The following is a 22981-nucleotide window of genomic DNA, read 5'->3' as shown; positions in this document are numbered from 1 at the left end:
CTTCAGTCGTCGTCATCATGCCGCACCGACCGCGGCGCGGTTGCCGAAGCGGGCGACGCCGGGGGCATCGCGGCGCCGCTCATCAGCCGCGGGGCCTCGTCTTCGTCCTCATCGTCAGGTTCCTGTCCGCGCTCCCGATGGTGCTGGGTCTCAGCGGTTTCGTTGGCGCCCGGGGCGCGCAAGGGGGAATTGGGGGCTAGGCCCCAGGCCACAAACCCCACCGTGGCGACCAGAATCAGCGCCGCCAACCCGGTGTGGTTGCGGGGAATGCCCTCGGACGGGGGCACCTCCGCGCGGCCATGAACCATGCTGGCCACCAGGTTCCGTTGGCTCAAGTGGCTGGTGAGCGCCACGGCCGCCAGGTGCAGCCCCACCAAGGCGAGGGCGGCGGTGGCCACGCCCTCGTGCAAGTCCTCAAAGGTCTCGCCCCCGGTCCAGGTGAGCCAGCCCGTGGCGGCGCTGGCCAACGAGAGGCCGATCAGGCCGACCACCGCCCAGCCGCCGGCGGGGTTGTGCCCGGCATGCGCTTGCAGTCGCCCTTGGGTCAGCTCCGTGAAGTGCTTCACCACGGCGGTGGGGCCTTTCAGAAAGTGGCTGAACCGAGCGGTGGGGCTGCCCACCAGGCCCCACAGCACCCGCAGCGCCATCAAGGCGGCCAAACACAGGCCCAGACTGATGTGCAGCGGGCGCAGTCGGTCGACTTCGGCCGTCAGCCAGGCTCCCGCAAAACACAGGGCAGAGAGGCCATGCAGAACGCGCACGGGGGCATCCCAAACGCGGGGGGCGGGCTGAACGGTGAGGGACGACGGGGTGGGATTCATGGTGCCTCCTGGAATGGGCACCATGCTCGCGCGCCCAGCTTAGGCGGGTCTGAACGGCGGGGAGGATGGGTGAGATGGGGCCTGGGCCTGCGCCTGCTCCCAAATGGCCTCGCACTCGGCGGGCCGCAGGGCCGGGTGCCACAGCCACCCCTGACCGTGATCGCAACCCAGGGCTTGCAGTTGCTGCTGTTGCGCGTCGGTTTCCACCCCCTCGGCCACGGTGACCAGCCCCAGCCCGTGGGCCATGTGGACGATGGCGCGCACCAGCGCCAGATCCTGCGGGCTTTGACTCAGGTTGTGGACGAAGGAGCGGTCAATCTTCAGGCGGTGAACCTGGAAACGACTCAAGTAACCGAGGTTCGAATAGCCGGTTCCAAAGTCATCGATGGCCAGCGCAATGCCGCGTTCGCCCAGCGCGGTCAGGCTGGCCGCCGCGGGGCTGTCGTCCTGCATCAGCACACCCTCCGTGATTTCCAACTCCAGCGCGTCGGCGGGCAGGCCGCATGCGGCCAAGGCGGCGTCCACGCTGGGCAAGAAATCGCTGCGGCGCATTTGCAAAGGCGAGACGTTGACGGACATGCGCACCGCGGGCCAGCCGCGGGCGCGCCAAGCCTGCGCCTGCTGGCAGGCTGCCCGCAGCACCCACTGGCCGAGTGCCAGGATCAACCCACTGCGTTCTGCGATGGGGATGAACTCGGCCGGCGACAGGGCACCCAGTGTGGGGTGCTGCCAGCGCAGCAGGGCTTCCCAGCCGACCAAGGCGCCGGTGCGCAGGTCGAACTGGGGCTGGTAGGCCAAATGCAGGCCCTCGTTGCGCGCCAGTGCGTCGCGCAAGGCGGCGTCCAAGGCCATTTGGTGCTCGACGCGCGCGTGCAGCGAGGGGTCGAAAAAATGGAAACCGTTGCGCCCTTCCTCTTTGACGCGGTACATGGCCAGGTCGGCGCGCTTGACCAGTTCATCAAAGTCCTCGGCGTCTTGTGGGTAGATCACCACCCCCAACGAGCACCCGCAGACCATGCTTTGGCCCTGCAGTTCGAACGGCTGGCTCAACACCTCAACAATTTGCCCGGCCACGCGCGAGGCTTGATCTCCGCTGTCCAAGGCGGGCAGCAGCACCAGGAACTCATCGCCCCCGAACCGGCACACGGTGTCGGTTTCGCGAACCACGGCATTCACCCGGTGCGCCACGCTGCGCAGCATTTGGTCCCCCACGGGGTGCCCCAAGGTGTCGTTGACGAGCTTGAAGTGGTCCAGGTCGAAATACAGCAGCGCCACTTGTTGGCCGTGGCGGCGGGCGTGTGCCGCGGCCGTGCTGAAGCGCTCTTGGGCCAAGAGGCGGTTGCCGAGTTCCGTGACCCCGTCGTGACGCGACAGGTATTCGATGTGCGCCAGGCTGTCTTTCACGCGCAGGGTCTCGGCATCCGCATCGCGAACCGCCCGGTGCAGGTCGCGCGAAATCCACCACACCGCAAACCCTGAGGCCGTCAGTAGCAGCACGTGATCCAGGATCAGGCTCCAATTCACCGGGCGGGGGGCGCGCTGCACCCAACCCAGCAAGTCGGCCATGCCCACGCCCACGACGTTCAACACCATGATCAGCAGCAGGCCGCCAAACAGACGGCGGTTGCCGAGTTGGGCGGCAAACAACAAGATGGCGGGAAAGGTGGAAATGGCGGGGTCGGCCAGCCCCCGGTTGACCCACATCAGCAACGAAAAGGCCCCGGTGAGGGAGCCCATCAGCACGGTCACGGCCACGTCGGAATGACCGCGCCGGCTCAAGCCATAGGCCACCAAGGCGCCGGCCGTGGCCAGCAGCAGCAGCGCCACGGTGAGCAGGCTGGAATGCAGCGCCGTGCCCACGGCGCTGGCGCACAGGGCCCCGGCACTGAGCAGGCTGACCGCCCGCACCCGCTGGGCCCGGATGGCATAGCGCCGCGTGGCGTGCGGCTGCTCCGGCCCCCCGGGCGGGGCGGTCGAGGGCGGCGGGGCGGAAGCGAGGGCCCGGCTCATGGCGTGGTGCTCATGGGTTCGGGGCCCGCTGGCGTTAGGGGCGACCCGGCCCAGCCGGCAACGGGGCCACCGGGGCTTTCCAGTCGCGCAGCCACTGCAGGAACTGCTCCTGCGGCATGGGTTTGCCGATGAAATAGCCTTGGCCCTCGTCACAGCCCAGGTCGCGCAGCAATTCCCAAGCTCGGGCGGTTTCCACCCCCTCGGCCACCACGCTCAGCCCCAGGTTGTGGGCCAATTCGATGGTCGAGTGCACGATCTTGGCGTCGTCGGCGTCGGTCTCCATGGCCATCACAAAGCTGCGGTCGATTTTGAGCTCATCCACCGGCAAGCGTTTCAGATAGGCCAGCGAGGAATAACCGGTTCCGAAATCGTCGATGGACAGTTTGAAGCCCTGCGACGACAGGGCATCCAGCGTCAGCTGCGCCCGTTGCGGGTCGTCCATGATGGCGCTTTCGGTAATTTCCAGACACAGGTGTTCGGTGCTGGCGTGCACCTCTGCCAACTGCGCCATGATCTTGTGCGGCAGCTCGTGATCCAGCAGATCCCGGGTGGACAGGTTGACACTGATGCGCAGCGGCAGGCCCGCCAACTGCGCTTGGGCCGCCGCCTGGGCCGAGGCCGCCATGACCCAGGTCGTCAGGCTGCGGATGAAGCCCGTTTGCTCAGCGAACGGAATGAACTGCATCGGGGGCACGAGGCCGCGCGTCGGGTGCTGCCAGCGCACCAGGGCTTCGGCGGCCTTCACCTGACCGGTGCGGAAATCCACCTTGGGCTGCAGGAAGAGGCGCAGCTCGTTGTGTTCGACGGCGTGGCGCAACTCGCTGAGCAAGGACAACGAATCCTGGCTGCCCGCGTCCAACGAGGTGTCGTACACCACACAGCCGTTTTGCCGGCGCTTGGCGGCATACATGGCCAGTTCGGCGTTGGCCATCAAGGTGTTGGCGTCGGGACCGTGTTCGGGTGCCAGCGCCAGACCCACACCGGCCCCCAAGTCCACGGTTTGGTCATCCAGCGTGAGCGGGGTCTCAAAGTCTTTCAAGAGCTGCTGCGCCTTGGCCAAGGCCTGCTCGGCATCCAGCCCCGGCAACCACAGGGCGAATTCGTCGCCGCTGAGCCGCGCCTGCACGGCCCCCTCCCCCCAGTTCAGCGCCTTCAAGCGTTCGGCGATGCCGCAGAGCATGCGGTCGCCAAAAGCGTGCCCCAGCACGTCATTGACCGTTTTGAAACGGTCCATGTCCAGCATCAGCAAGGCCCCCGTGGCGCCGAGGGCCCCGCCTCCCGACGAGGTCAAGGCGGCTTGCAGCCGCTGAGAGAACTGCTCGCGATTGGGCAAGCCGGTCAACGGGTCCCAGTAGGCGAGGCGGTGCACCTCGGCTTCTCGCGCCTGGATGCCCACGCGCATGGACTCAAACGCCTGCGCCAGGTCGCGCACTTCGCCCAGTGATTTGGCGTTCATCGACACGGGGGTTGAATAGTCGCCGCGCCCCAGCCGCTCCGCGGCCACTGCCAGGTCTTGAATGGGCGTGCTGATGCGACGTGCGGTGAAGACGCTGCCCAAGGCAAAGGCGGCAACTCCGGCCAGCGTCAAGCCCAGCAGCACCCATTGGAGCTGTCGATAGGGAGCGACTTCTTCGTCGAACGAGGCCCACAGCGTGGCGGCCAGTACGGGCGCGTCGCCGGGCCCCACATGGCGCAGGGGCAGGGCAATCAACTGCGCACGCCACTGCTGATCGCCCCACGTGCGGCGAGCGACGCGCCCGCCTTGGAGGTCGGCCAGGGCGGTGCCCATGCGCTGACGGTCCTCATCCTCCAGCAAGGACACCAATTCTTTCCAGGGGGAAGCGCCCTGCCGAAGCACGAACATCGCGTCCACATTGGTCAACCGCTTGAGGTCCGACAGCGGCTCGTTGTCCAGCGCAAACCCCATCAGCACATGACCCATTCGTGTGGGGGCGTTGACGGGGACGCGGGTGAGCTTCAACACCTGGGGGCCCAGGGGCACCAGGGCCGGCCACTCCGGGTCGGTTTGCAGGTCCACCAAGGCCAGCACGGGCGCAGCGTCGGCACGGGTGCTGGCCACCAGGGCTTGCTCCGTGTCGGTGAAGGCCGCCCAGGCCGCACCCACCCGTTCCCCGTTGTTGGTCAGGGCGGAGGTCAGGGTCTCGCGGTCCACCTGTTCGTGCAGTCCGGTGGCGAGGGTGGAGCGAAAGCCGTAGTCCGCGGCCAGCAACTCGGCTGCGCTTTGCTCATGAATGCTTTGCTGCATCAACAGCCGCTGCAGCATCCGACCCGCAGTGCCCAGCCGGGCCTCAATGGCTTGTTCCGCCCGGGCTTCGATGCTCTGGCGGATCATTGAAAAACTGGCCAATTGCACGGCCATCAGCAGGGCCAGGAACAGCAGCACGATCCGGCCTTCGATGCGGCGCGGGTTCAAAAAGGCAGGCAAAGCGAGGGGCATGAATCAGGGCCGTGCGGGCAGTTGCAGGCGCAGGTTGGGGGGGGCGTCGGCCCGCACCACGAGGGCGTGGCTCCACCAGCGCTGATCCCAGGCGCTGCGCCACACGCGCACCGTGTGCTCCCCCGGGGGCAGTTCCAGTGTGACGCGGCCTTGGGCGTCCGTTTGCCCGAACACCGGGGTGTCTACCACCACGATGTGGGCGGCCATGCGGTCATGAATGTTGCAACCCAGCACGGCCACCCCGGCGCGATCAAAACGCACTGGCTCGGCCGGCGTGCCGTGGTAGAGCTTCAGGTCAAAAGGCTTGATGGGCGAAAACGAGTACACGTGATGTCGCACAGTGTCCAAGTTCGGAAACGACACCGCGGTGCCGGTTTGCACCACCAGCACCCGTGGCAGAAATTGCCGGTCCTTCTGAACCATCTCCGCCCGTGCATTGCGCGCCACTTTGGGCAGCCCGCGCACTTCGATGGCCACCACGGCATCCGCCGCTGGGGCGCCGTCTGCGTCTCGCAGCTCCAACTGCCAATCGGTGGCTGAGCTGGCGGCCGCCACCCCCCACCCGATCATCCCCAGGGCGAACGGGCGCCAGCGATTGGGGAGACGGGGCAGGGCTGCGGCAGAGCCGGTTGGCGGCGTCATGGGGGGCGATCGGGGGCGCGAACAGCGGCGGGGCGTCCAATCTAGCGCGATCCGGGCCCCAGGCGTGTGCTGGGAAACGCCAAACCCCCCCAGGTCAGCGGGTCAAGCACGGGGACCCGGGGCGGCCAGGTCCACCACCACAAAGTGCTTGCGCACGGGGCTCAGCACCTCAAACTCGCCCTCAAACCCCGGGGGAATGACGGCGGCCTCACCCGGGCCCACGTCCGTCACCGCGCCGGCTGGCCCGTGCAGCCGCACCTGGCCTTCGAGTACAAAAAAGTACTCTTGCTTGGTGGCGGGGAAGGCAATGCGCCACCGCCCCACCTCGCAGGCCCAGATGCCGGCGCTCACGGGGCCGGCTTCGTGCTGCGTCCAGGTCTGGCGCCAGGGCGCACCTTGCACTCGCCGGTCGACGCGCGGCTGATCGAGCGAGGGGGTTTGGCCCTCGGTATGACCGAGGCGCTGAATGGCCGGGGCCATGGGGCTCAGCGGTAGAAGGCCTCGACCGTGCCCTTGAGCTTGATCGTCAGCGGCTGACCGCGACGGTCGACCTTGCGGCCCACGGGCACGCGGATCCACCCTTCACTGACGCAATACTCTTCGACGTCCTGACGCTCTTTGCCGTTGAAGCGGATCCCCACTTCAAACTCAAAAACGGCGGCCACGTGAAAAGGGCTGCGCGGGTCCACGCTGAGGCGGTCGGGCAGGTCGGGGCGGTTGACGGGGGTCGCGGGCGTGTCGCTCATGGTGGCCGGGGGGATGAGGGTTGTGGGGACAAAACAAAGGTCGGCATTTTCCCGTGTTCAGGTGCGCGGCCTTGGCGGATGATTGAAAGATCCCCGCTGCCCTGCCCGCGCCATGCACGCACTCAAAGCCATTGGGATCGTGGCCTGCTCCTCGGAAGGGGCAGCCCTCTGCTACCGCACGCTATGCCTGGAGGCCGCCGAGCGCATGGGCGCCCACGCCCACCCCGAGGTGGTGATGCACGGCCACTCGTTGCACCGCTACTTGGCGGCGCTGGACGCCGGGGACTGGCCCGAGGTCGCGGCGCTGATGCTCGACTCCGCGCGCAAGCTGGCCAAGGCCGGCGCGGGCTTTTTGATTTGCCCGGACAACACCTTGCACCAGGCCCTGCCCTGGGTGCAGCCCAAGTCCCCCCTGCCTTGGATCTCGATTGCCGATGCCGTGACCAAGGCCGCGCACCAACGGGGGCTCAAGCGGGTGGGGCTGCTTGGCACCCGCTGGCTGGTGGAGAGCGAGGTCTACCCCCAGGCGATGGCCGTGCGCGGCATCCACTGTGTGCGCCCACCCGAGGCCGACCGAGAGGCCGTGTCGCGCCACATCCTGGACGACATGGTCAGTGGCCGCTTCACTGACGAGGCTCTGGCCTGCTGCCAGGCCGTCATCCAGCGCTTGAAGGACGAGCAGCGCTGCGATGCCGTCGTGCTGGGCTGCACCGAACTGCCCCTGGTGCTGAACGAGGGCAACAGCCCCCTGCCCACGCTGGACTCGACGCGCTTGCTGGCGCGGGCGGCGCTGACGCGGGCGTTGGAGTGAGGCCCTGCGGCCCCAGATCACGATGGCTAAAATGGCCATTCGATCTTTGGAGGCCCGCATGCGTGTAACCGCAACCGAAGCCAAGAACCGTTTCGGCAGCCTCTGCGCGCAGGCCAAGCGCGAGCCTGTATTCGTGGAAAAGGCGGGGCAGGTCGACACCGTCATCCTGTCGGTGGAGCAGTACGAAAAGCTCAGCGCCGCACACGACAAGGCCGGCCTGGCGGCTCGCAAAAAAGCGTTCGAAGTGGAATATCGCGATTGGATCGCCGCGCAGAACCGGCGTTTTGAGACGCAGGACATCCCCGGCGCCGACTTGCGCCCTTGGTGAGCAGCGCTTGGCTCAGTACGACGTTTTCATCAATCCCAGCCGCAGCGGGGCCGACGGCATTCCTTACGTGGTCGTGATCCAAAGCGACCTATTGGATGCATTGCCCACCCGGTTGACCATTCCGCTCGCAGCATTGGATCTGGCAACCAAGGTGCCCAGCGCGCTCTGCCCGGTGATCACGGTCAAGGGCCAGCGCTTGCACGCGCTGGCGCACTACGCCGCACCGCTGCCCGCCAAGTCATTAAAGGGCGCAGTGAGCAACGTCACCGCGCAAGCCAGTGCACTCGTGTCGGCCTTGGACGCGGTGTTGTCCGGTATCTAGGGGGCCATCTCAATCCCCCCGTGAGCAATCCCATCCTGGTTGATGGCGCGGCGTGGCGGCGCCGTTGAGTCCTGGCGGTTTCACCGCGACGCTGTGGCTGTGGTCGACGCCCGGGGGCCGAGCGGCTCAGCCTGGGGGACGGGGATCGGCCCATCTTCCGGCGCATGGCGGTCAAGGCTTTGCAGGCCTTGCCCCTGGTGGCCAGCGGCGCGGCGGAGAGCCCTCAGTGGAAGTCTTCCTCTCGCTGATGGCGCACGCCAACGACCAGGACCCGCTCGGGCGAGCGAATATCAAAGCGCAGCACGTACCCCGTCGAACCAAAGGGCACGATGAGCTCGCGCAGCGTTGGGCGGTGGCCCACCCGGCGGTAGCTGTAGGGCGTGGTTGACAGGTGGCTGGTGGCGACGGTGCGTAAAACCTCGAGCGCTTCGTAGGCACGCATCGCGTCCTCCACGGTCTCGGCCCGCTCGAGCAGGAAGTCGAAGAGGCGATCCAGGTCGGCTTCCGCCTCTGGGGTGAACTCGACCCTGAACGTCATTCGCTCAGCTGTTTCACCCGTGCTGCAATCTTGGCCTCCAGCTTCGACAAGACCTGCTCGGCCGGAACGGAAACGCCGGTTCGCTCGTAGGTGGCCAATGAAGCGTCGCAGCGTTCCGCGAAGTCCGTTTGCACACGCCGAAACTCGACCGCGCGCCGCACCGAGGCTTCGACGAACTCGGTCAGCGTCTCACCGGGGAGCAGCACCGAGTCGAGATCCGCCCGCAGCTCGGGCTCAACGCGGACTTGGGGGATGACAGCCGTCTTCATGGCACGAATGTAGTGCATGTGCACTACATCAACAAGGGCAGTGACGAAGGCCGCACCAGGTTAGCGGCCCTCGTCCGAGCGATCCCGACGCAGACAATGGCCATGGACCTCCCCATTCAGAGTGAGTCGATGAGAATTCGCAACCCCATCGTGGTACTTGTTGCCGTTTGCTGCGCACCGCAGGCAGTTCGGCACAAGGAAGTCCTTTCATTGGTTGGGTCTCATGGCTAAGCTCGTCGCAAGCGCATTTCTCCTGATCGCCTCGGCCACCGGGGCGCACGGCACTCCCGCTTGTCCGGTGGGAGGAAAGATGGAGCACTGGCGGGCTGACTTCTGCATGTGGAAGGTTGGGACGGATGACATCATTGCCGCTCAACCATGCCTGGAGCGCGAGGAGAAGGTATCGTTCCGCAGCAGTTGCACCGCCAAGCAGCACTACAAGCGCAAGATCTGCGGGCTAAACGTTTTGAACGGCGGCCCGAGCATCGAGAAGTGCATGGCTGATCCGGGTTTCATGGGCCCTACTGTCCGCAACGGTGGGGCATGAGGCCAACAATTCATTCAAGCCGCTAGCGCCCAGGCCCCAGCGGTTCAGAGTTGAACGAAGAAAAGTCGGAAGTCCCCAACAACTTGCGCCGCGATGAAAATCAGCGCATGAACAACCCCATCCTCGTGCAAGCCTGGCGCGGCGGCGCCGTTGAATCCTTCCACCGCGGTGCAGTGGCCGTGGTTGATGCCCGGGGGGCGGTGCGGCTCAGCCTGGGCGATGTGGACCGGCCCATCTTCCCGCGTTCGGCCGTCAAGGCTTTGCAGGCCCTGCCCTTGGTGTCCAGCGGCGCGGCAGAGCGCTGGGGCCTGACCGACGCCGAGCTGGCCCAGGCCTGTGCCTCGCACAGCGGGGAGCCGTTGCACGTCGCCACCAGTGCCGCCATGCTGGCCAAGGCGGGCCTCACGCCTGACGCGCTGGAGTGCGGCACGCACTGGCCTTCGCTGGACACGGCCACGCGCGCCTTGGCGGCCAGCGGGCAGTCGCCCAATGCGCTGCACAACAACTGTTCGGGCAAACACGCCGGCTTTTGCTGCCTGGGCGCCTGGATGGCCCGCGTGCAGGGGCAGGAGGCCGCGGGGTTCTTGCGCGGCTACATCGAGCCCGAGCATCCGGTGATGCGCGAGATCACCGCCGCGCTGGAGACTGCCACCGGAACTCGCTTGGCTGACGCCCCGCGGGGCACCGATGGTTGCTCCATCCCCACCTTCGGCATCCCGCTGCGTGCGCTGGCTCAGGCCTTCGCCCGCTTCGGCACCGGGCAGGGGCTGAGCCCAGAGCACGCCCGCGCCGCCCAGCGTCTGAGGCAAGCCGTGGCGGCGGCGCCCTTCCACGTCGCCGGCACGGGCCGGTTTGACACCCGCGTGATGGAGCGGCTGGGCGAGCGCCTGTTCTGCAAGGTCGGGGCCGAGGGGGTTTACTGCGCCGCCCTGCCCGAGCTGGGCCTGGGCGTGGCCATCAAGATGGACGACGGCAACACCGCCCGCGCCGTGGAAGTGGCCATGGCCGCTGTGGCCCGCGCCCTGCTGCCCCTCGATGACGCCGACCATGCCTTCTTGGACGGCCTGGCGAGCGTGACGCTGAAGAATTGGAACGGGCGCGAGGTGGGGCAGTTGGCGGCGACGGACTTTGTGCCGGGGTGATGGCCGGGCCGTGATGCGCGTCGAAGCCCACCTCCTGCACGCCGATCCCGCCCTCATCCCCACCGTCTGCCACTGGCTGACTGCCGAGTGGCCCGCCTACTACGGCCCCGGAGGGCCTGGGGATGTGGCGGCCGATGTTCGCGGGTATGCCCAGCACGCGGACCGCGTGCCGTTGGCGCGGGTGGCGTCGGTGCGGGGCGTGCCGTGTGGCTTTGGCGCCCTGAAGGCGGAACCCTTCGCCACCCATCCCCATCTGGGCCCGTGGCTGGGGGCGCTGGTCGTGCAACCGGTTTGGCGCGGGCAGGGCGTGGGGGCGTTTTTGATTGCCCAGCTGGAGGCGGACGCGTGCCGCCTGGGCTTTGCGGCGCTCTACACCGCCACGGCCACAGCCGATCGACTGTTTGTGCGCGGCGGGTGGTCGCTGCTGGCCGAGGCCGAGCACCAAGGCGCTCCGATCCGCATTTACGAGAAGAGCCTGGAGCGCGATCGGTGAGCGCCGCCGACTACAGCGCCGAATCCGTGGCCACCTTTGACCGCCACGCCGCTCGCTACGCCGAGAAGTACTTCGGCCTGACGGACTACGACGCGCACTACGCCCACTTTGTGGCGAGCCTGCCGCCGGGCCCCTGCACCGTGCTGGACCTTGCGTGTGGGCCGGGCGCCGTGGCGGGCTATGTGCGCCGAGTACGCCCGGAGGTGCACCTCGTGTGCGTGGACCGCTCGCCGCAAATGCTGGTGGAGGTGCAGCGCCGGGTGCCCGGCGCGCAGCGCATCGAAGCCGACCTGCGCGACCTGCACCGCGTGCCGCTGAACCTTGATGGCGCCGCCTTTTGCTTTGGGCTGAGCTACCTGGACGACCGCGATGCCGCCACCGCGTTGGCGGAACTGCACCGCGTGCTGCGGCCTGGGGCCCCGCTGCTGTTGACCACCGTGGCCGGTGACCCCGCCCAGAGCGGCGTGCAAACCACGGCCAATGGGGACCGCGTGCACAGTTTCTACCGCGAACGGCCCGACATCGAGGCCCGGGTGCGGGCCGCAGGCTTTGTGTTGGAGCACAGCGCCCTGCTGCCCAGCCCAGCCAACGCCAGCGTGGTGAGCACGGACGTCGTGCTGCACGCCCGCCGGGTTTGATGCCTGCCGGTTCGGACGCCTGCTTAAGCCGACACTGCCACCATGAACACCGTCATCGAAACCGAGCGCCTGATCTTGCGCGCCTTCACCCCGGACGACCTGCAGGCCTTCATCCGCATGAATTCCGACCCGGACATGATTCGCTATGCCCAGCCGCACCCCATCACCACCGAGGCGGCGGCGCGCGAGGCGATGGACAAGGGGCCCTTCCATGACTACGAGCACGTGGGCTACGGGCGCTTTGCCTGTGTGTGGAAGGCCACCGGCGAGGTGATTGGCTTCAGTGGGCTCAAATTTCTGCCCGAATTGAACGAAACGGAACTGGGCTACCGCTTTTGGCCCGTGCATTGGGGCAAGGGCCTGGCCACCGAGGCGGGGCAGGCGTCGCTGGACTTCGCCCGCCAAACGCTGGGCCTGAAGCGCTTGATTGGCTTGGTGCACCCGGACAACCCGGCCTCCAGCCGGGTGCTGCAAAAGCTGGGGTTTGCGGTCGAGAAGCAAGTCGGGTTCGCGCACTTCCCCGGCGTGCCGTTCAACTGCTTTGCGCGGGCGCTTTGATATGACGGTTCTGAGCTTCGCCCACCTCAACCTGCGCGCCTCCCGCCCGGACTTGGATGCCCTGCGGGATTTCTACTGTGAGGTCGTGGGCCTCACCCTGGGCCCGCGCCCAGCGTTTCGCAGCTTTGGCTATTGGCTGTATGCCGGTGGGCAAGACGTGCTGCACCTGAGCGAAGCGGGGCCCGACGAGCACCCCGCCTCGTCGGCCGGTACGCATTTCAACCATGTGTCGTTCCGGGCGACGGAGCGGGCCGCGACCGAGGCCCGCTTGCGTGCGCACGGCGTGGCCTTTCGGGCCGCCGAGGTGCCCGGCACGGGCCAGGGGCAGCTCTTTTTCAGCGACCCCTGTGGCAATGGGGTGGAGCTGATTTTTGACCCGGTGGCTAGCCCGTCCCTCAATCCATCCGAACGACCTGCTCACGCGCCTGGTTGAGCCGCTGCTCACTGGCTTGAACGCAGGGCCGGAAGACGTCGACAGGGTGCCGTTAGCCAGGGCAGCTCGCCGCTGAGGGTTCAGGCGGGCTGCAGCACGCGCAATTCGATCCGCAACCCGGCCGCGGTTGCCATGTTTACCAAGGCGTCCAGGCCGAATAGGTTGATCTTGCCGCGCATCAAGTCGGAGACACGCGGCTGCGTTACCCCGAAAAGTTTGGCGGCTTGGGCTTGGCTCATTTCGGCGTGAGTCAGGTGGTTCTTCAACGCGGTCATCAGCAGGGACCGCAGTTTCATGTTTTCCGCTTCTTCCGGGGTGTCCTCAATGGCGTCCCAGACGCTGGCAAATCGGTTCTCGCTCATGGGCTTCCAGTCGTCTGGTGCCTGGCCGTTCTGCACTTGGTCGATCTGGTGGCCGGCCTCCCGCCGGGCGGCAAGTGGAAATGCGCGCAGGTCTTCCAATGAACTGCCGCAAAAGGCGACGGGTTTCGGTTCAACCATGGCCAATGATACAAATTTTTGTATTTTCCGCCACCACCGGCCGCACCCGCAGCGCCCAAATCACCCCGCCGATGAGCAGGGCGATGCCGGTAGTGGCAAGCGTGCTGGGCCACTGGCCGCGCCAGAGGTAGCCGTAGGCCGAGAGGGTTTCTGGGAGCCCAGCGCTGCGTACTTGCTGCGACTACTTGTTCCTTCATTGGAAGGAGGTCCTTCACCGTCTCCCTGGGGCGGTTGATGCGCGTCAGTCGTTTTTACCAAACAACTAGGGTAAACGTGCAGGCGCGGGCTTCAGAGCAACGGGGTAACTTGCCGGACAACCAAAACATTTGGGAGTGAAGCCGCCATGTTCCAAGACCTGTTCCCCAGTCGCCACGGCCAACCCGGCCTTAGTCTGGCCGAAGTCAACGAGGTGATCCGCCGCGCCGGCTCTACACGTGGGCTGGAGGTGATCGGTGGCACCGGCCCTGCTGGGGTGATGGAGGTGATTGCCGAATACCCACTCCTAGTTGACGGGCACAGCCGCAAAGTGGACTGGGTCTGGCGCAATGCCGAGAGGCAGGTGGTGCGCGCTTTTGAGGTCGAGGGGGCCAATGTGCCGCGGGATAGCCTGGTCGGTGACATCGCCAAGTTCAAAACGCTCCAAGAACAGCACAAGCGCCAGAAAGTTGAATGCTGGGTGGTTACTTATTCCGCTCGCTTTACCCAGGCTGCCGGCTGGATCACCCTAAGGACAGGCCAGGCTGCGCAAGGCCGGCTACAGGCTTTGCGCCCGATGGCGCGCTGGGTCCGGGACACCGATCTGATCCAAACGCTTGCCGCTGAGGTTTGAGAAGGGCTCGAATTGCCCTAGCTCGAGTGCCGAGCGGTCGTAGTAGTAACGGCATGGGGCTCTAAATTTCCAACAGCACACCATCATTTGGTGGTGGTCGAAAATTCGCAACACTACATCAGGGGTTAAAAGTGAGCGCCAAGGGACGTTTAAATGCACTGCTGGCAGATCGAGCGGCAGGAAAGAATGTTAGTGACCTTGAAGTTATTCGCGCAACGAACAGCGCAGATCAGGAGGCGATGTATTTGCAGGGAATGCGAGATAAAGCTGATAAATTTGTAGAGGATACTGAGAGGAAATTCGCGGTTCAACGTGAGCTGGCGGAACAGCGACGCACTGAGTTCCTTCAAAAAAATGAGCGAAGGGACAATGATACAATTAGATTGTTAATGGTTAAGTTGCTTGCTGCAGTGATGGAGCCGACAGATGATGCACAGCAAGAGGTTTGTAGGTCATTCGAGGAATTTGTTAAATCGGAAGAACGAAGCAACGAAGAAAAGCTTTCCATCCTTGAGCGCACAAAGCACAAGCTCGCGGAAATGGCCCTCGAATTTCCAGACATGCTGCCGACTATTAGCGGTCTAATTAAAGTTGTTGATAAATATGTAGAGCCGATTTTAATGCTCATTGAAGAGCGGAAGTCAAGGGAGGCTGCTAAAGCCAAAGAAAGAGAGCTGGAGCGAATTCAGGAAAATGAGATTTATAAAAAAGAGCAGCTGGCAAAGAAAGAGCAACTTGAAAGGCAAAGACAATTGATTGCGCAGCAGCTTGCCAAATTTCCAATGGTTTCAGCATGGGTCGCAAAATGTGATGCGTGCGGATATGAGGGGAAGGTTGGTTTGAGTGCTGGGGCAAAGAGACCGTGGTTTTTGCATTTCCTGTCTGGTGTCTTTTTTATTCCGGTACTTCTTTTTATCGGCATTCCAGGCGACGGCGATTCAATTTTTTATAAAGCTTTTAAGTTAATAATCATTTTGGGCCTTTATGCCTTTTTCTTGGCAGAATTTATAGCGGAATCAGCTAAGAGATTTTACAAAAAACGAGGCATGTATCTTCACCTTGGGAGCACAGGGGATAAATCAATCGACAAAATGTGGGTGGGCGAAATAAAATGCCCCAGATGCGAAGCCATGACGGCTGGTGACTGGGATCACGCAACTGCCCCCCAGGCTGATCCAGTGGTCGCGTTACATGGTGGTGGCTCCGGGGTCCATACTTGAACTATTCGGCCCTGAACAACACGTCGATCTGGACTGCCCGCGGTTTTCGCGGAGGCCCCTTGGTTTAAGGCCCGCGGGCGCGGCCAAACCCGCCCCGAGTTCACCATCGCACCACGGAGCATTGGTGGTCAGATCTTTAGCTGTCCCCCTTTCCCGATCACCCGCAAAACCCCGCCGGTGTGACGATCCGTGTGCGGCCGATGTGGCCAAGCTGTAGCAGTCCAGCGCGGCGGTCGCCCGTGATGAGGTAATCGGCCTCGCTGGCGATCGCCAAGGCCACAAGAAAGGCATCGTTGGGATCCGCGATCTCCATTCCATGCGGGAGTGGGGGCAAGGTGTTCAGCACGATGGCCCGCTGCAGGTTGTTGATCATGGTGCCGATGCGGTGGGCGGGGAGGACGGCTTTGATTTTTGGGTACCGGCTCACTCGGCGCAATTCGTCGAGTTGTGCGGCACCGGTCACCAACTCAAAGCGGCCGGCCATCCACGCCCGGTAGAGGGTGTCGGGCGGGCTGTGTGGCGAAATCAACGCCGCAAGAAGCACGTTGGTGTCGAGCACGACACGCATCAGTGCTCACGCGCCCACTGCACCGCCTCGTCAATTAGTCGGCCCTGAACAACCCGCCGGCCGCGTTGTTTTCATAGGAGCGAGGAGCCACTGGACGGGCTAATGCCGATGGCGTGGTTTGCAAGAAATCAATCCAATGCCCTTTGATTTCTTGCAATTCCGGCCGGGGACTTGATGCGCGCCAAGCCAGCTGCCAACGCCAACGATCACGACCTGTTCCGGCTGGAATTGGTCAATCTCATCGATCAACGTCACGAGCTCGTGCGCTTGGGTGGCTTGATCGACTGGCACGCCTTCGAGACTCAGTGGGGCCCGCAGTTCGCCGGCACCACCGGTCGACCCGCGCTGCCCACGCGGCTGATGGCCGCGCTGCTGTACCTCAAGCACGTCTACGCGATCAGCGACGAGGGCCTGGTCGAGCGCTGGTGCGAGAACCCCTACTGGCAGCACTTCAGCGGGGAGCGCTACTTCCAGCACGAACTGCCCTGCGATGCCTCCAGCCTGACGCGCTGGCGCGTGCGCATCGGCGAGGAGGGTTGCGAGTGGCTGCTGGCGCAAAGCATCGCCGCGGCAGGCAAGGCTGGCGTGCTCCGGCGCAACAGCTTGGCCACCGTCGTTATCGACACCACCGTACAAGACAAGGCCATCGCCCACCCCACCGACAGCCGTTTGCTCAATCGCGCCCGCGAACAACTCGTGCGGGCGGCCCAGGCCGACGGATTGCCGCTGCGCCAGAGCTACACCCGCGTGGGCAAGGCGGCTGAGTTGCAGGCCGGGCGCTATGCGCATGCCAAACGGTTCCGCCGCATGCGCGGCCAGGTCAAGAAGCTGCGCACGCTGCTGGGGCGCGTCATCCGCGACGTGCAAAGGAAGGGCGGGGAGATGAGCACTGCGCTCCAGGCCAAGCTGGCCACGGCGCAGCGCCTGCACGCCCAACGCCGCGACAGCAAGAACAAGCTCTACGCGCTGCATGCCCCTGAGGTCGAGTGCATCGCCAAGGGCAAGGCCAGAACGCCGTACGAGTTCGGCGTCAAAGTCAGCCTGGCGGTGACGGCAAGAGAAGGCGTGGTGGTGGGCATGCGCTCGATGCCCGGCAACCCGTACGACGGGCACACGGCGGCCGAGCAGATCGAGCAGGTGGAGATCCTCACGGGCGAGCGACCCAAGATCGTGCTGGCCGACCGCGGCTACAAGGGCGCACAGATCCCGGGCTGCCGCCTCCTGCTGGCGCACACGCGCAAGCTGCCGGACAAGCTCAAGCGGTTGCTCAAAAGGCGAAACGCCATCGAACCGACCATCGGGCACATGAAGAACGACGGGTTGCTGCACCGGAACTGGCTCAAGGGCAGCCTGGGCGACGCGATGCACGCGCTGTTGTGCGGTGCCGGGCACAACCTGCGGTTGATCCTGGCGCACCTGCGGGTGCTTTTGCTCGCCCTGTTCAGGCAGGTGCTACTGGCCGAGTTGCTGCTCAGCTGGCGCTCAACGCGCCATGCATCCGTTCCGATGGGCGCGAACTGAGTTGTTCAGGGCCGACCAATTAGGTCGTTGAGCTCGGCTTCGTCCAGATCCGCCGCTGAGGCTTTGGCTTGCTCAACTGCGCGTTCAAAGAGGTAGGCGCGCACCGCCTCCTCGATAAAACGGGACAGGTCGCCCTTGCGCCCACCGCCTTGGGCGGTGATGAACATGCGGACGGATTGATCCACTTCCGACGATACAGCGATGTTCCAGCGCACGGTACTCATGTGATCCTCACACCACGATGTTTGTGTGTATAGGTGTTTATACACATAAATCGCGCCCTCAGGAATGAACCTGTGAATAGACCCTGTCGTCCGCCGGTACCGGTTTGACCCGCAGCGCCCAAATCACCCCGCCGATCAGCAGGGCGATGCCGGTGGCGGCAAGCGCGCTGGGCCACTGGCCGCGCCAGAGGTAGCCGTAGGCCAGGGCGGAGAGGGTTTCAAAGACGATCAGCTGCCCAGCCAACGCGGTGGGCAGGCGCTGGGAGGCCTCGTTCCAGCACAGCGTGCCGCCCCAACTGGCGGCGAGGCCAATGAGCAGCATCAGGCCCACAAAGCCAGCGGGGTTGGGCCCGAGGGGGCTGTCAAACGGTGACGCGACCGGGGCCCAACCCAGGGCCGCGCCCGCCGCCAGCGCGGCCATGCCGAGCAGGGCAAGGGGCAGGGACACCAAACCTTGCGCCGTGGCCCAGGCGCGCGGGCTGCGGTCGGGGTGCTCGCGCAGCCAGTCGGCGTTGCGGATGGGGTACCAGGTCCAGGCCGCCAAGGCCACGAGGGCCAGCAGGGCGCCGCTGCCGTAACGGCTGGCGTCGGTCTGCGCGTGGGTTTGCCATTCGGTCTGGTTGATGCAGGCCAGCCCTGCGGCGATGGCCACCAAGGATGGGGCCAGGCGGCGCCAAGGCAGGTGCCCATCGCGCAGGGCATTGCGCCGGTTGGACACCACGGCGATGACCACTGGCAGGGTGCCGATGAGGGCGCTCACCAGGGGGTTGCCCGCGCGTTGAATCGCAGCAGCCAAGGCAAGGTAGTAGAGAAAGTTGCCGACCAACGAGAGGCGCACGGCCATGCGCCAATCGGCGGCCTGGAGCTGGCGCAGCGCCCGGCGGTCCACCCAGGCCAGCGGCAGGCAAATCAACCCAAAGGCCAGATACCGGCCGAGCGTCAGCCAGCTGGCTGGGTACTCGGGGAGCATCAAGGGGGCGACGAACACCAGGCCCCACATCAGCCCGGCGGCCAATGCAAACAGGGTGCCGGACCACAACATGCGTCCATCATGGCATGCGAAGGGCGAGGGTCAGGGTGGCGTCAAGGGGTCGGTGTACAACGCCGCCATGCTGAACGTGTTGGCCGTGTGCCTGCCCTTCTTCCTATTGGTGGCCTGCGGCTATGCGGCGGGCCGTGGGCGCTGGGTGCCGCTGGATGCGCTGCCGGGTTTGAACCGCTGGGTGCTGTTCTTCGCGCTGCCGGCGCTGCTGTTCCAGCTCGGGCGTCGCCTGGCCGTCCAGGGCGGCACCGGGGGCGTGGCCACGGTCTACGCCCTGTGCGCAGCCGGGCTGGTGGCCCTGACCTGGTGGCTGGCGCGCCGCGCCGGGCGCGACCGCCGTGATGCGGGCTTTGCGGCGCTGGTCACCAGCTTTCCCAACACCGGCTTCATGGGCGTGCCGCTCATCAGCTCCCTGCTGGGCCCGGACGCCGCCGCACCGGTGGCGGCCACCATCGTGATCGACCTGTGCCTGACCAGCACCTTGTGTCTGGCGCTGGCGGGCTCGGGCTCGTGGCGGCAGGCGATGCGCGGCAGCCTGACCAACCCGCTGCCCTGGGCGGTGGCGGCGGGCTGGCTGTGGGGTTGGGCCAGCGGCGGTGCGCCGCTGCCGGGGGTGCTGGAATCCAGCGTGAACTTGCTGGGCCAAGCCGCCTCGCCCACGGCGCTGTTTGCCCTGGGCTTGATGCTGTGGCGGGTGCACCAGGAGGAAGGCGCCATCGTGGGCGCGCTGCCCTTGCGCTTGGCGGCGCTCAAATTGGTGCTGCACCCGGTCTGGGTGGGGGCTGTGGCCTGGGCCTGGGCCAGTGCCGTGGGCGGGCCGAGCCCGCTCACCGTGCTGGTGCTGGTGGCCGCCCTGCCCTGCGCCGCCAACGTGGCACTCTTGGCCGAGGTGCGCGGCGCGGACACGCACCTGGTGTCCCGCGCCATCTTGCTCAGCACCGCGCTGGCACCGCTGACGCTGCCCTTATGGGCTTGGGGCCTGGGCCTCGGGGCTTGATGCGGCGCGCCGCTGCAACCGCCAGGCGCGCAGCAGAGCCCGCACCTCGTCCGGCGGCCGGGGCGTGCGTTTGCGGTACTCGCGGCAGTCGGGCGTGCGCTCCATCAGCTTGTGGTTGATGAGCTCGCGACGCAGCGTGGCCGGGTCCCCAAACACGTGCAGGCGGTTGAGTTGCTCGTTCACCTCGCGCTCGCTGTAGACGCGCTGCGATTCAAAGTGCTGCCACAGCAGCCACATGACCAAGACCTGGACGCTGAACTTGGTCGGCCAGCGCAGCAAGCGGCCGCGGCTGTCGAACTGCATCAGCGCCTTGCGCGCGGTGTCGCTCAGCGGCAGGGGCAGGGGCGCGTCCTCGGTGGCGAGCGGGGCGTCGGGCAGCGGGGCGTGCGCCGCCTGCAAGGCTTGCCAATTGCGCAAACCCTGGGCGCGCGCCAACAGGTTCAAGAGTTCAACGTGGGAGGGCGGCTCGGGCCGCTCCCGCAGGGCTTTGCCCAAGGTGCGGGCGAACTGGTGGGCATCGGCCACCACAAAAGAAAGAGGCAAGCTTCGGCTCATGGGCGTCTCCAACGCACACGCCACACCCCGGGCAAACGGGGGCTGGGGGTTGCCGACTTCCAGCGGGCACATGCAGGGACATGAACCAGCAGGGATCCAAAAAACGGGGCAGGTTTAGCTTGTGGACGAGCCACACGGCAACGCCTGGGTGAACTGCCGACCCGGGCGTCCATCATACGCAGGGCCCGCAGCGCGGGCCCTTGGACCTCAGTGCATCATCACCGGCGTCTGCGACAAATTGGCGAAACGTTCGATGAAGTCGTCGTAATCCTCTTCGGTGGGCTCGCCCTCCGACAAGGCCTCGACACCTTCTTGAAACTGCTGGGCCAGCGCGCCTTCGATAAAAATTTCCTTGCGCGCGAACTTGTCGACGATTTCAAAACCGCCGCGCGACAGGCTGAGCTCTTCAGCGCCGGTCGTCGAAGCCACGGGTACATCGAACTGCACGACGATGTAGCTGTCGGATTGATAGAGCAGGTGCATACGTTCCTCCACAGTCCGAATTGGGGGGGCTTCCCCGTTCTTCAAGGGCGATTGACCCTAGAAGGCGAGCTCATGATGACATGGGGATCGGCCGTGTGGGGCGCGGCTTGAGCCCTTTATCGAGCGCCGTTGGCCTTTTGTCACGTTTTGGGTCAAGGGGCCCTGGGATCCAGATCCGCGGGGCCCGCTTGCAACACCCACTCACTGCGGGGTTCGCCCTCGAAGCGTTGACGCAGCCGGCGCGGCCAGTGGCCACGTTGCGGGTCCAGCCACGCCTCGATCTCAAACCCGCCCCCCTCTCGCAGTTCTCCCCGCCACAGCACCGTCCCTGGCGGATCTTCCGCTTGGGGCGGCTGGCGCCGAAAGACCAACTGCTGGGTGTTGCCGCGCCAGCCCACCCGGGTGACGGGCAACTCCGTGGTTTCCGGCGCCGCTGCCTGGGTCAAGGCCACCAGTTGCACCAGCCAGCTCAATCGGTCTTGGGTCAGCGCGGCGACGGGCTGGGTGGCATTCAGCGCACTGAAGTGGGCTTGTCCTTCCTCGGGCAGGAAGGTCATTCGCTCGCGTGGGCGCGGGCCGCGCTGCGCGCGGAAGTGCAAAGGCTGCAAGCCCTCGGCACTCAGCTGCCCTTCGCTGTGCCAGGTGGGCAGGGCCCGGCTGGCCAGGCTGCGCTCCAAGCTCAGGGTGTAGCGGTCGCCCTCGGGGCGCCAGTGCAAGATGGCCACTCCTTCTTCGCCGGCCATCGTCAGGGTGTAACGGGCCTCCCAGGCGGTGGGGGGGAGGGCCTTGAGCCCCCGGCCCGTTCGCTCCTCCGGGGGCTCGACCGCTGCGGCAGGGCTCACAGACGGGTCAATGGGGCCTGGAGGGGGCGTGTCCGCGACTGCCTGTTGGGCGTCTATGGGTGGGGCGGCGTGGCGCGGCGGCACGGGCCATGTGGGGTTGGGCTCAGGCGCGCGGACCCCACGGGGCGCGGGCGCTGCGTGAGCCTGTAGGCGGACCTCCACTGCGCGGGGGCGCTGAGGCGCCGACGCGGGCACGGAGATGCTGCGGGGCCACAGCCACAGGGCGTGCAGCACACTGCTCACGGCCACGGCCCAACCGACGCTTCGCCAGTGGCGGGCCGTTGGGGAGGGGCTGTAACAAGCGGCGCCTGTCATGGCTGCAACTTTGCCCATCCTGCTGCGCCGCCCGGTTCAAACAGCGGTTTGAGGTCTGCGATCGTCCAGCGACACCGCCTCTTGCAGCACCCAATCCGCCAGCCGTCCCAGATCCTCAAGTGGCAGCCAGGGGATGGGAGCGTTGACTGGCGGTGGGCCATCGCTGGCCACCGCGGTAATTCCGGGCCACTCGGGCCACAGCAGTGGCTTGCCAACTTCCGCCCGCCAGACCTCCAGCTTGGGAAAGTCGCCACTCTTGAACCCTTCGACCAACACCAGATCGCAGGCTTGGATGCGACTGAGTAGATAGTCCAGTGACGGCTCGGCGTTGCCGCGCAGCTCGTGCATCAAAGCCCAGCGAGAGGCGCCCAAGAGCAGCACTTCTTGACAACCGGCCTCGCGCAGGCGGAAGCTGTCCTTTCCCGGGCGATCGATCTCAATGTCCTTGTGGCTGTGCTTGATGAGGGAAACTTTGAGGCCGCGTTGCCCCAACTCCGCCACCAAATGTTCGAGCAAGGTGGTCTTGCCCATGCCGGAATGACCGGCGATGCCAAACACTTTCATGTGCCCATTGTCAGGCTCTGACCTGGGTCAAAGCGCCCGGGTCGGGTTTGCGCGGCAATGGGCGTTGTGCCCAGAATGATGCGCAGGAGCAGCCATGTCTCGAACCCTTAAAGACCTCAGCAGCGGCATTGTGATGAGTGCCGTTCCCGAAACCTCGGCCAGCCAGGCGGCGCAGTTGATGCGTCAGCAGCATGTGGGCTCCCTGGTGGTGGTGGACCCCGCATCGCCGGATGGCCGCGCGCTGGGGGTGCTGACCGACCGGGACTTGGTGCTGGCCGTGCTCGCGGAGGAGTTGGACCCCAAGGTCATGACCGTGGGCGACCTGATGTCCACCGAGGTGGTGTCGCTGCCGCAGGCCTGCGGTTTGCTGGATGCGATTGCCGCCATGCGGGCCCACAAGCTGCGCCGCGTGCTGGTGGAGGACGACGCCGGCCGCGTGGTGGGCGTGGTCAGCCTGGAGGATGTGATCGAAGGCCTGGCCAGCGAGCTCACGCAGCTGGCGCTGGCGTTGCGCGAGTCCCGCGACCGCGAACGCGCGCTGAGGCAATGACCGCCCTGCGGCGCC

General features: G+C 65.9%; 29 protein-coding genes and 1 pseudogene. 14 read left to right on the top strand and 16 right to left on the bottom strand.

Annotated features, from left to right (window positions below):
• Nucleotides 1-2 precede the first annotated feature (2 nt).
• From I7X43_RS03505 to I7X43_RS03480, 6 genes are all read right to left on the bottom strand, one after another.
• Nucleotides 3-821, bottom strand: coding sequence for a cytochrome b/b6 domain-containing protein (locus tag I7X43_RS03505; protein WP_198099496.1), 819 nt, complete (start codon nt 819-821; stop codon nt 3-5).
• Nucleotides 822-860: 39 nt separating this feature from the next.
• Nucleotides 861-2831, bottom strand: coding sequence for a putative bifunctional diguanylate cyclase/phosphodiesterase (locus I7X43_RS03500; protein WP_198099495.1), 1971 nt, complete (start codon nt 2829-2831; stop codon nt 861-863).
• 34 nt (nt 2832-2865) lie between these two features.
• Complete coding sequence (locus I7X43_RS03495; protein WP_198099494.1) at nt 2866-5289, bottom strand: putative bifunctional diguanylate cyclase/phosphodiesterase; 2424 nt, start codon at nt 5287-5289, stop codon at nt 2866-2868.
• A 3-nt stretch (nt 5290-5292) separates the two neighbouring features.
• Entirely contained in the window at nt 5293-5931 is a 639-nt protein-coding gene (locus I7X43_RS03490; protein ID WP_198099493.1) for a methylamine utilization protein, read from the bottom strand.
• 102 nt (nt 5932-6033) lie between these two features.
• The gene (locus tag I7X43_RS03485; protein WP_198099492.1) at nt 6034-6411 is read right to left on the bottom strand and encodes a cupin domain-containing protein; all 378 of its coding nucleotides are present in this window, start codon (nt 6409-6411) and stop codon (nt 6034-6036) included.
• 5 nt (nt 6412-6416) lie between these two features.
• Nucleotides 6417-6677 (bottom strand): DUF3297 family protein, encoded by a 261-nt coding sequence (locus I7X43_RS03480; protein ID WP_198099491.1) that lies wholly within the window; start codon nt 6675-6677, stop codon nt 6417-6419.
• A gap of 112 nt (nt 6678-6789) precedes the next feature.
• Here I7X43_RS03480 and I7X43_RS03475 point away from each other — a divergent pair, with 112 nt between their 5' ends.
• From I7X43_RS03475 to I7X43_RS03465, 3 genes are read left to right on the top strand one after another with little or no spacing between them, the layout of a single operon-like run.
• Nucleotides 6790-7488 (top strand): aspartate/glutamate racemase family protein, encoded by a 699-nt coding sequence (locus I7X43_RS03475; protein WP_198099490.1) that lies wholly within the window; start codon nt 6790-6792, stop codon nt 7486-7488.
• Between the two features lie 31 nt (nt 7489-7519).
• On the top strand, nt 7520-7816 hold the full coding sequence (locus I7X43_RS03470; RefSeq protein WP_246480105.1) for a type II toxin-antitoxin system prevent-host-death family antitoxin: 297 nt from the start codon (nt 7520-7522) through the stop codon (nt 7814-7816).
• Between the two features lie 7 nt (nt 7817-7823).
• Nucleotides 7824-8138 carry a CcdB family protein gene (locus tag I7X43_RS03465; protein WP_198099489.1) on the top strand — a complete coding sequence of 105 codons (315 nt, stop codon included), beginning with the start codon at nt 7824-7826 and terminating at the stop codon, nt 8136-8138.
• Between the two features lie 223 nt (nt 8139-8361).
• On the opposite strand, the gene I7X43_RS03455 is transcribed toward I7X43_RS03465, so the two are convergent.
• Nucleotides 8362-8676, bottom strand: a complete 315-nt coding sequence (locus I7X43_RS03455) for a type II toxin-antitoxin system RelE/ParE family toxin (RefSeq protein WP_198099488.1) — start codon at nt 8674-8676, stop codon at nt 8362-8364.
• Nucleotides 8673-8963, bottom strand: a complete 291-nt coding sequence (locus tag I7X43_RS03450; RefSeq protein ID WP_246480103.1) for a YlcI/YnfO family protein — start codon at nt 8961-8963, stop codon at nt 8673-8675. Before I7X43_RS03450 ends, I7X43_RS03455 begins: the two co-directional genes overlap by 4 nt.
• 205 nt (nt 8964-9168) lie before the next feature.
• Between I7X43_RS03450 and I7X43_RS03445 the strand changes: the two genes are divergently transcribed.
• The 6 genes from I7X43_RS03445 to I7X43_RS03420 all read left to right on the top strand — a co-directional run bounded on the left by I7X43_RS03445 (nt 9169) and on the right by I7X43_RS03420 (nt 12756).
• Nucleotides 9169-9492, top strand: coding sequence for a hypothetical protein (locus tag I7X43_RS03445; protein ID WP_198099487.1), 324 nt, complete (start codon nt 9169-9171; stop codon nt 9490-9492).
• Between the two features lie 107 nt (nt 9493-9599).
• A complete protein-coding gene (locus tag I7X43_RS03440; protein WP_198099486.1) occupies nt 9600-10634 on the top strand; it encodes an asparaginase in 1035 nt (344 codons plus the stop codon).
• A gap of 13 nt (nt 10635-10647) precedes the next feature.
• Entirely contained in the window at nt 10648-11127 is a 480-nt protein-coding gene (locus tag I7X43_RS03435; RefSeq protein ID WP_198099485.1) for a GNAT family N-acetyltransferase, read from the top strand.
• Nucleotides 11124-11765, top strand: coding sequence for a class I SAM-dependent DNA methyltransferase (locus I7X43_RS03430; protein ID WP_198099484.1), 642 nt, complete (start codon nt 11124-11126; stop codon nt 11763-11765). The genes I7X43_RS03435 and I7X43_RS03430 overlap by 4 nt, the downstream gene beginning before the upstream one ends.
• A 42-nt stretch (nt 11766-11807) precedes the next feature.
• Complete coding sequence (locus I7X43_RS03425; protein ID WP_198099483.1) at nt 11808-12323, top strand: GNAT family N-acetyltransferase; 516 nt, start codon at nt 11808-11810, stop codon at nt 12321-12323.
• A gap of 1 nt (nt 12324) precedes the next feature.
• Nucleotides 12325-12756, top strand: coding sequence for a VOC family protein (locus tag I7X43_RS03420; RefSeq protein WP_198099482.1), 432 nt, complete (start codon nt 12325-12327; stop codon nt 12754-12756).
• 80 nt (nt 12757-12836) lie between these two features.
• Here the strand turns inward: I7X43_RS03420 and I7X43_RS03415 are convergent, their stop codons facing one another.
• Nucleotides 12837-13118 (bottom strand): helix-turn-helix domain-containing protein, encoded by a 282-nt coding sequence (locus I7X43_RS03415; RefSeq protein ID WP_198099790.1) that lies wholly within the window; start codon nt 13116-13118, stop codon nt 12837-12839.
• A 481-nt stretch (nt 13119-13599) separates the two neighbouring features.
• On the opposite strand from I7X43_RS03415, the gene I7X43_RS03405 reads away from it, so the two are divergent.
• Nucleotides 13600-14085, top strand: coding sequence for a hypothetical protein (locus I7X43_RS03405; protein ID WP_198099481.1), 486 nt, complete (start codon nt 13600-13602; stop codon nt 14083-14085).
• A gap of 131 nt (nt 14086-14216) precedes the next feature.
• Nucleotides 14217-15305 (top strand): hypothetical protein, encoded by a 1089-nt coding sequence (locus I7X43_RS03400; RefSeq protein ID WP_198099480.1) that lies wholly within the window; start codon nt 14217-14219, stop codon nt 15303-15305.
• A 157-nt stretch (nt 15306-15462) separates the two neighbouring features.
• On the opposite strand, the gene I7X43_RS03395 is transcribed toward I7X43_RS03400, so the two are convergent.
• Nucleotides 15463-15873: a putative toxin-antitoxin system toxin component, PIN family gene (locus I7X43_RS03395; RefSeq protein WP_198099479.1), complete on the bottom strand. Its 411-nt coding sequence runs from the start codon at nt 15871-15873 to the stop codon at nt 15463-15465.
• Between the two features lie 174 nt (nt 15874-16047).
• Here I7X43_RS03395 and I7X43_RS03390 point away from each other — a divergent pair, with 174 nt between their 5' ends.
• Nucleotides 16048-17394 carry an IS5 family transposase gene (locus I7X43_RS03390; protein ID WP_198099478.1) on the top strand — a complete coding sequence of 449 codons (1347 nt, stop codon included), beginning with the start codon at nt 16048-16050 and terminating at the stop codon, nt 17392-17394.
• A 5-nt stretch (nt 17395-17399) separates the two neighbouring features.
• Here I7X43_RS03390 and I7X43_RS03385 read toward each other — a convergent pair whose 3' ends face one another.
• A complete protein-coding gene (locus I7X43_RS03385) occupies nt 17400-17618 on the bottom strand; it encodes a ribbon-helix-helix domain-containing protein (protein WP_198099477.1) in 219 nt (72 codons plus the stop codon).
• 58 nt (nt 17619-17676) lie between these two features.
• On the bottom strand, nt 17677-18657 hold the full coding sequence (locus I7X43_RS03380; protein WP_198099789.1) for a DMT family transporter: 981 nt from the start codon (nt 18655-18657) through the stop codon (nt 17677-17679).
• A 1-nt stretch (nt 18658) separates the two neighbouring features.
• On the opposite strand from I7X43_RS03380, the gene I7X43_RS03375 reads away from it, so the two are divergent.
• A complete protein-coding gene (locus I7X43_RS03375) occupies nt 18659-19657 on the top strand; it encodes an AEC family transporter (protein ID WP_246480101.1) in 999 nt (332 codons plus the stop codon).
• Here I7X43_RS03375 and I7X43_RS03370 read toward each other — a convergent pair.
• The 4 genes and pseudogenes from I7X43_RS03370 to mobB all read right to left on the bottom strand — a co-directional run.
• Nucleotides 19625-20212 carry a DUF2087 domain-containing protein gene (locus I7X43_RS03370; RefSeq protein WP_198099476.1) on the bottom strand — a complete coding sequence of 196 codons (588 nt, stop codon included), beginning with the start codon at nt 20210-20212 and terminating at the stop codon, nt 19625-19627. The two genes, I7X43_RS03375 and I7X43_RS03370, sit on opposite strands and share 33 nt — an antisense overlap.
• Nucleotides 20213-20419: 207 nt before the next feature.
• Nucleotides 20420-20695 carry a BTH_I0359 family protein gene (locus I7X43_RS03365; protein WP_198099475.1) on the bottom strand — a complete coding sequence of 92 codons (276 nt, stop codon included), beginning with the start codon at nt 20693-20695 and terminating at the stop codon, nt 20420-20422.
• A gap of 152 nt (nt 20696-20847) precedes the next feature.
• Nucleotides 20848-21537: a DUF3108 domain-containing protein gene (locus tag I7X43_RS03360; protein WP_198099474.1), complete on the bottom strand. Its 690-nt coding sequence runs from the start codon at nt 21535-21537 to the stop codon at nt 20848-20850.
• A gap of 351 nt (nt 21538-21888) precedes the next feature.
• Nucleotides 21889-22419, bottom strand: a pseudogene (mobB, locus tag I7X43_RS03355) (molybdopterin-guanine dinucleotide biosynthesis protein B); the annotation flags it as partial.
• 91 nt (nt 22420-22510) lie between these two features.
• Here mobB and I7X43_RS03350 point away from each other — a divergent pair.
• The gene (locus I7X43_RS03350) at nt 22511-22966 is read left to right on the top strand and encodes a CBS domain-containing protein (protein ID WP_198099472.1); all 456 of its coding nucleotides are present in this window, start codon (nt 22511-22513) and stop codon (nt 22964-22966) included.
• The last annotated feature ends 15 nt before the right edge of the window (nt 22967-22981 follow it).

It is taken from the genome of Inhella gelatinilytica (assembly GCF_016093295.1).
Classification (GTDB): domain Bacteria; phylum Pseudomonadota; class Gammaproteobacteria; order Burkholderiales; family Burkholderiaceae_C; genus Inhella; species Inhella gelatinilytica.
The sequence above is the reverse complement of the archived record's forward strand: the minus strand, read 5'-3'. Positions and strand labels throughout refer to the sequence as shown.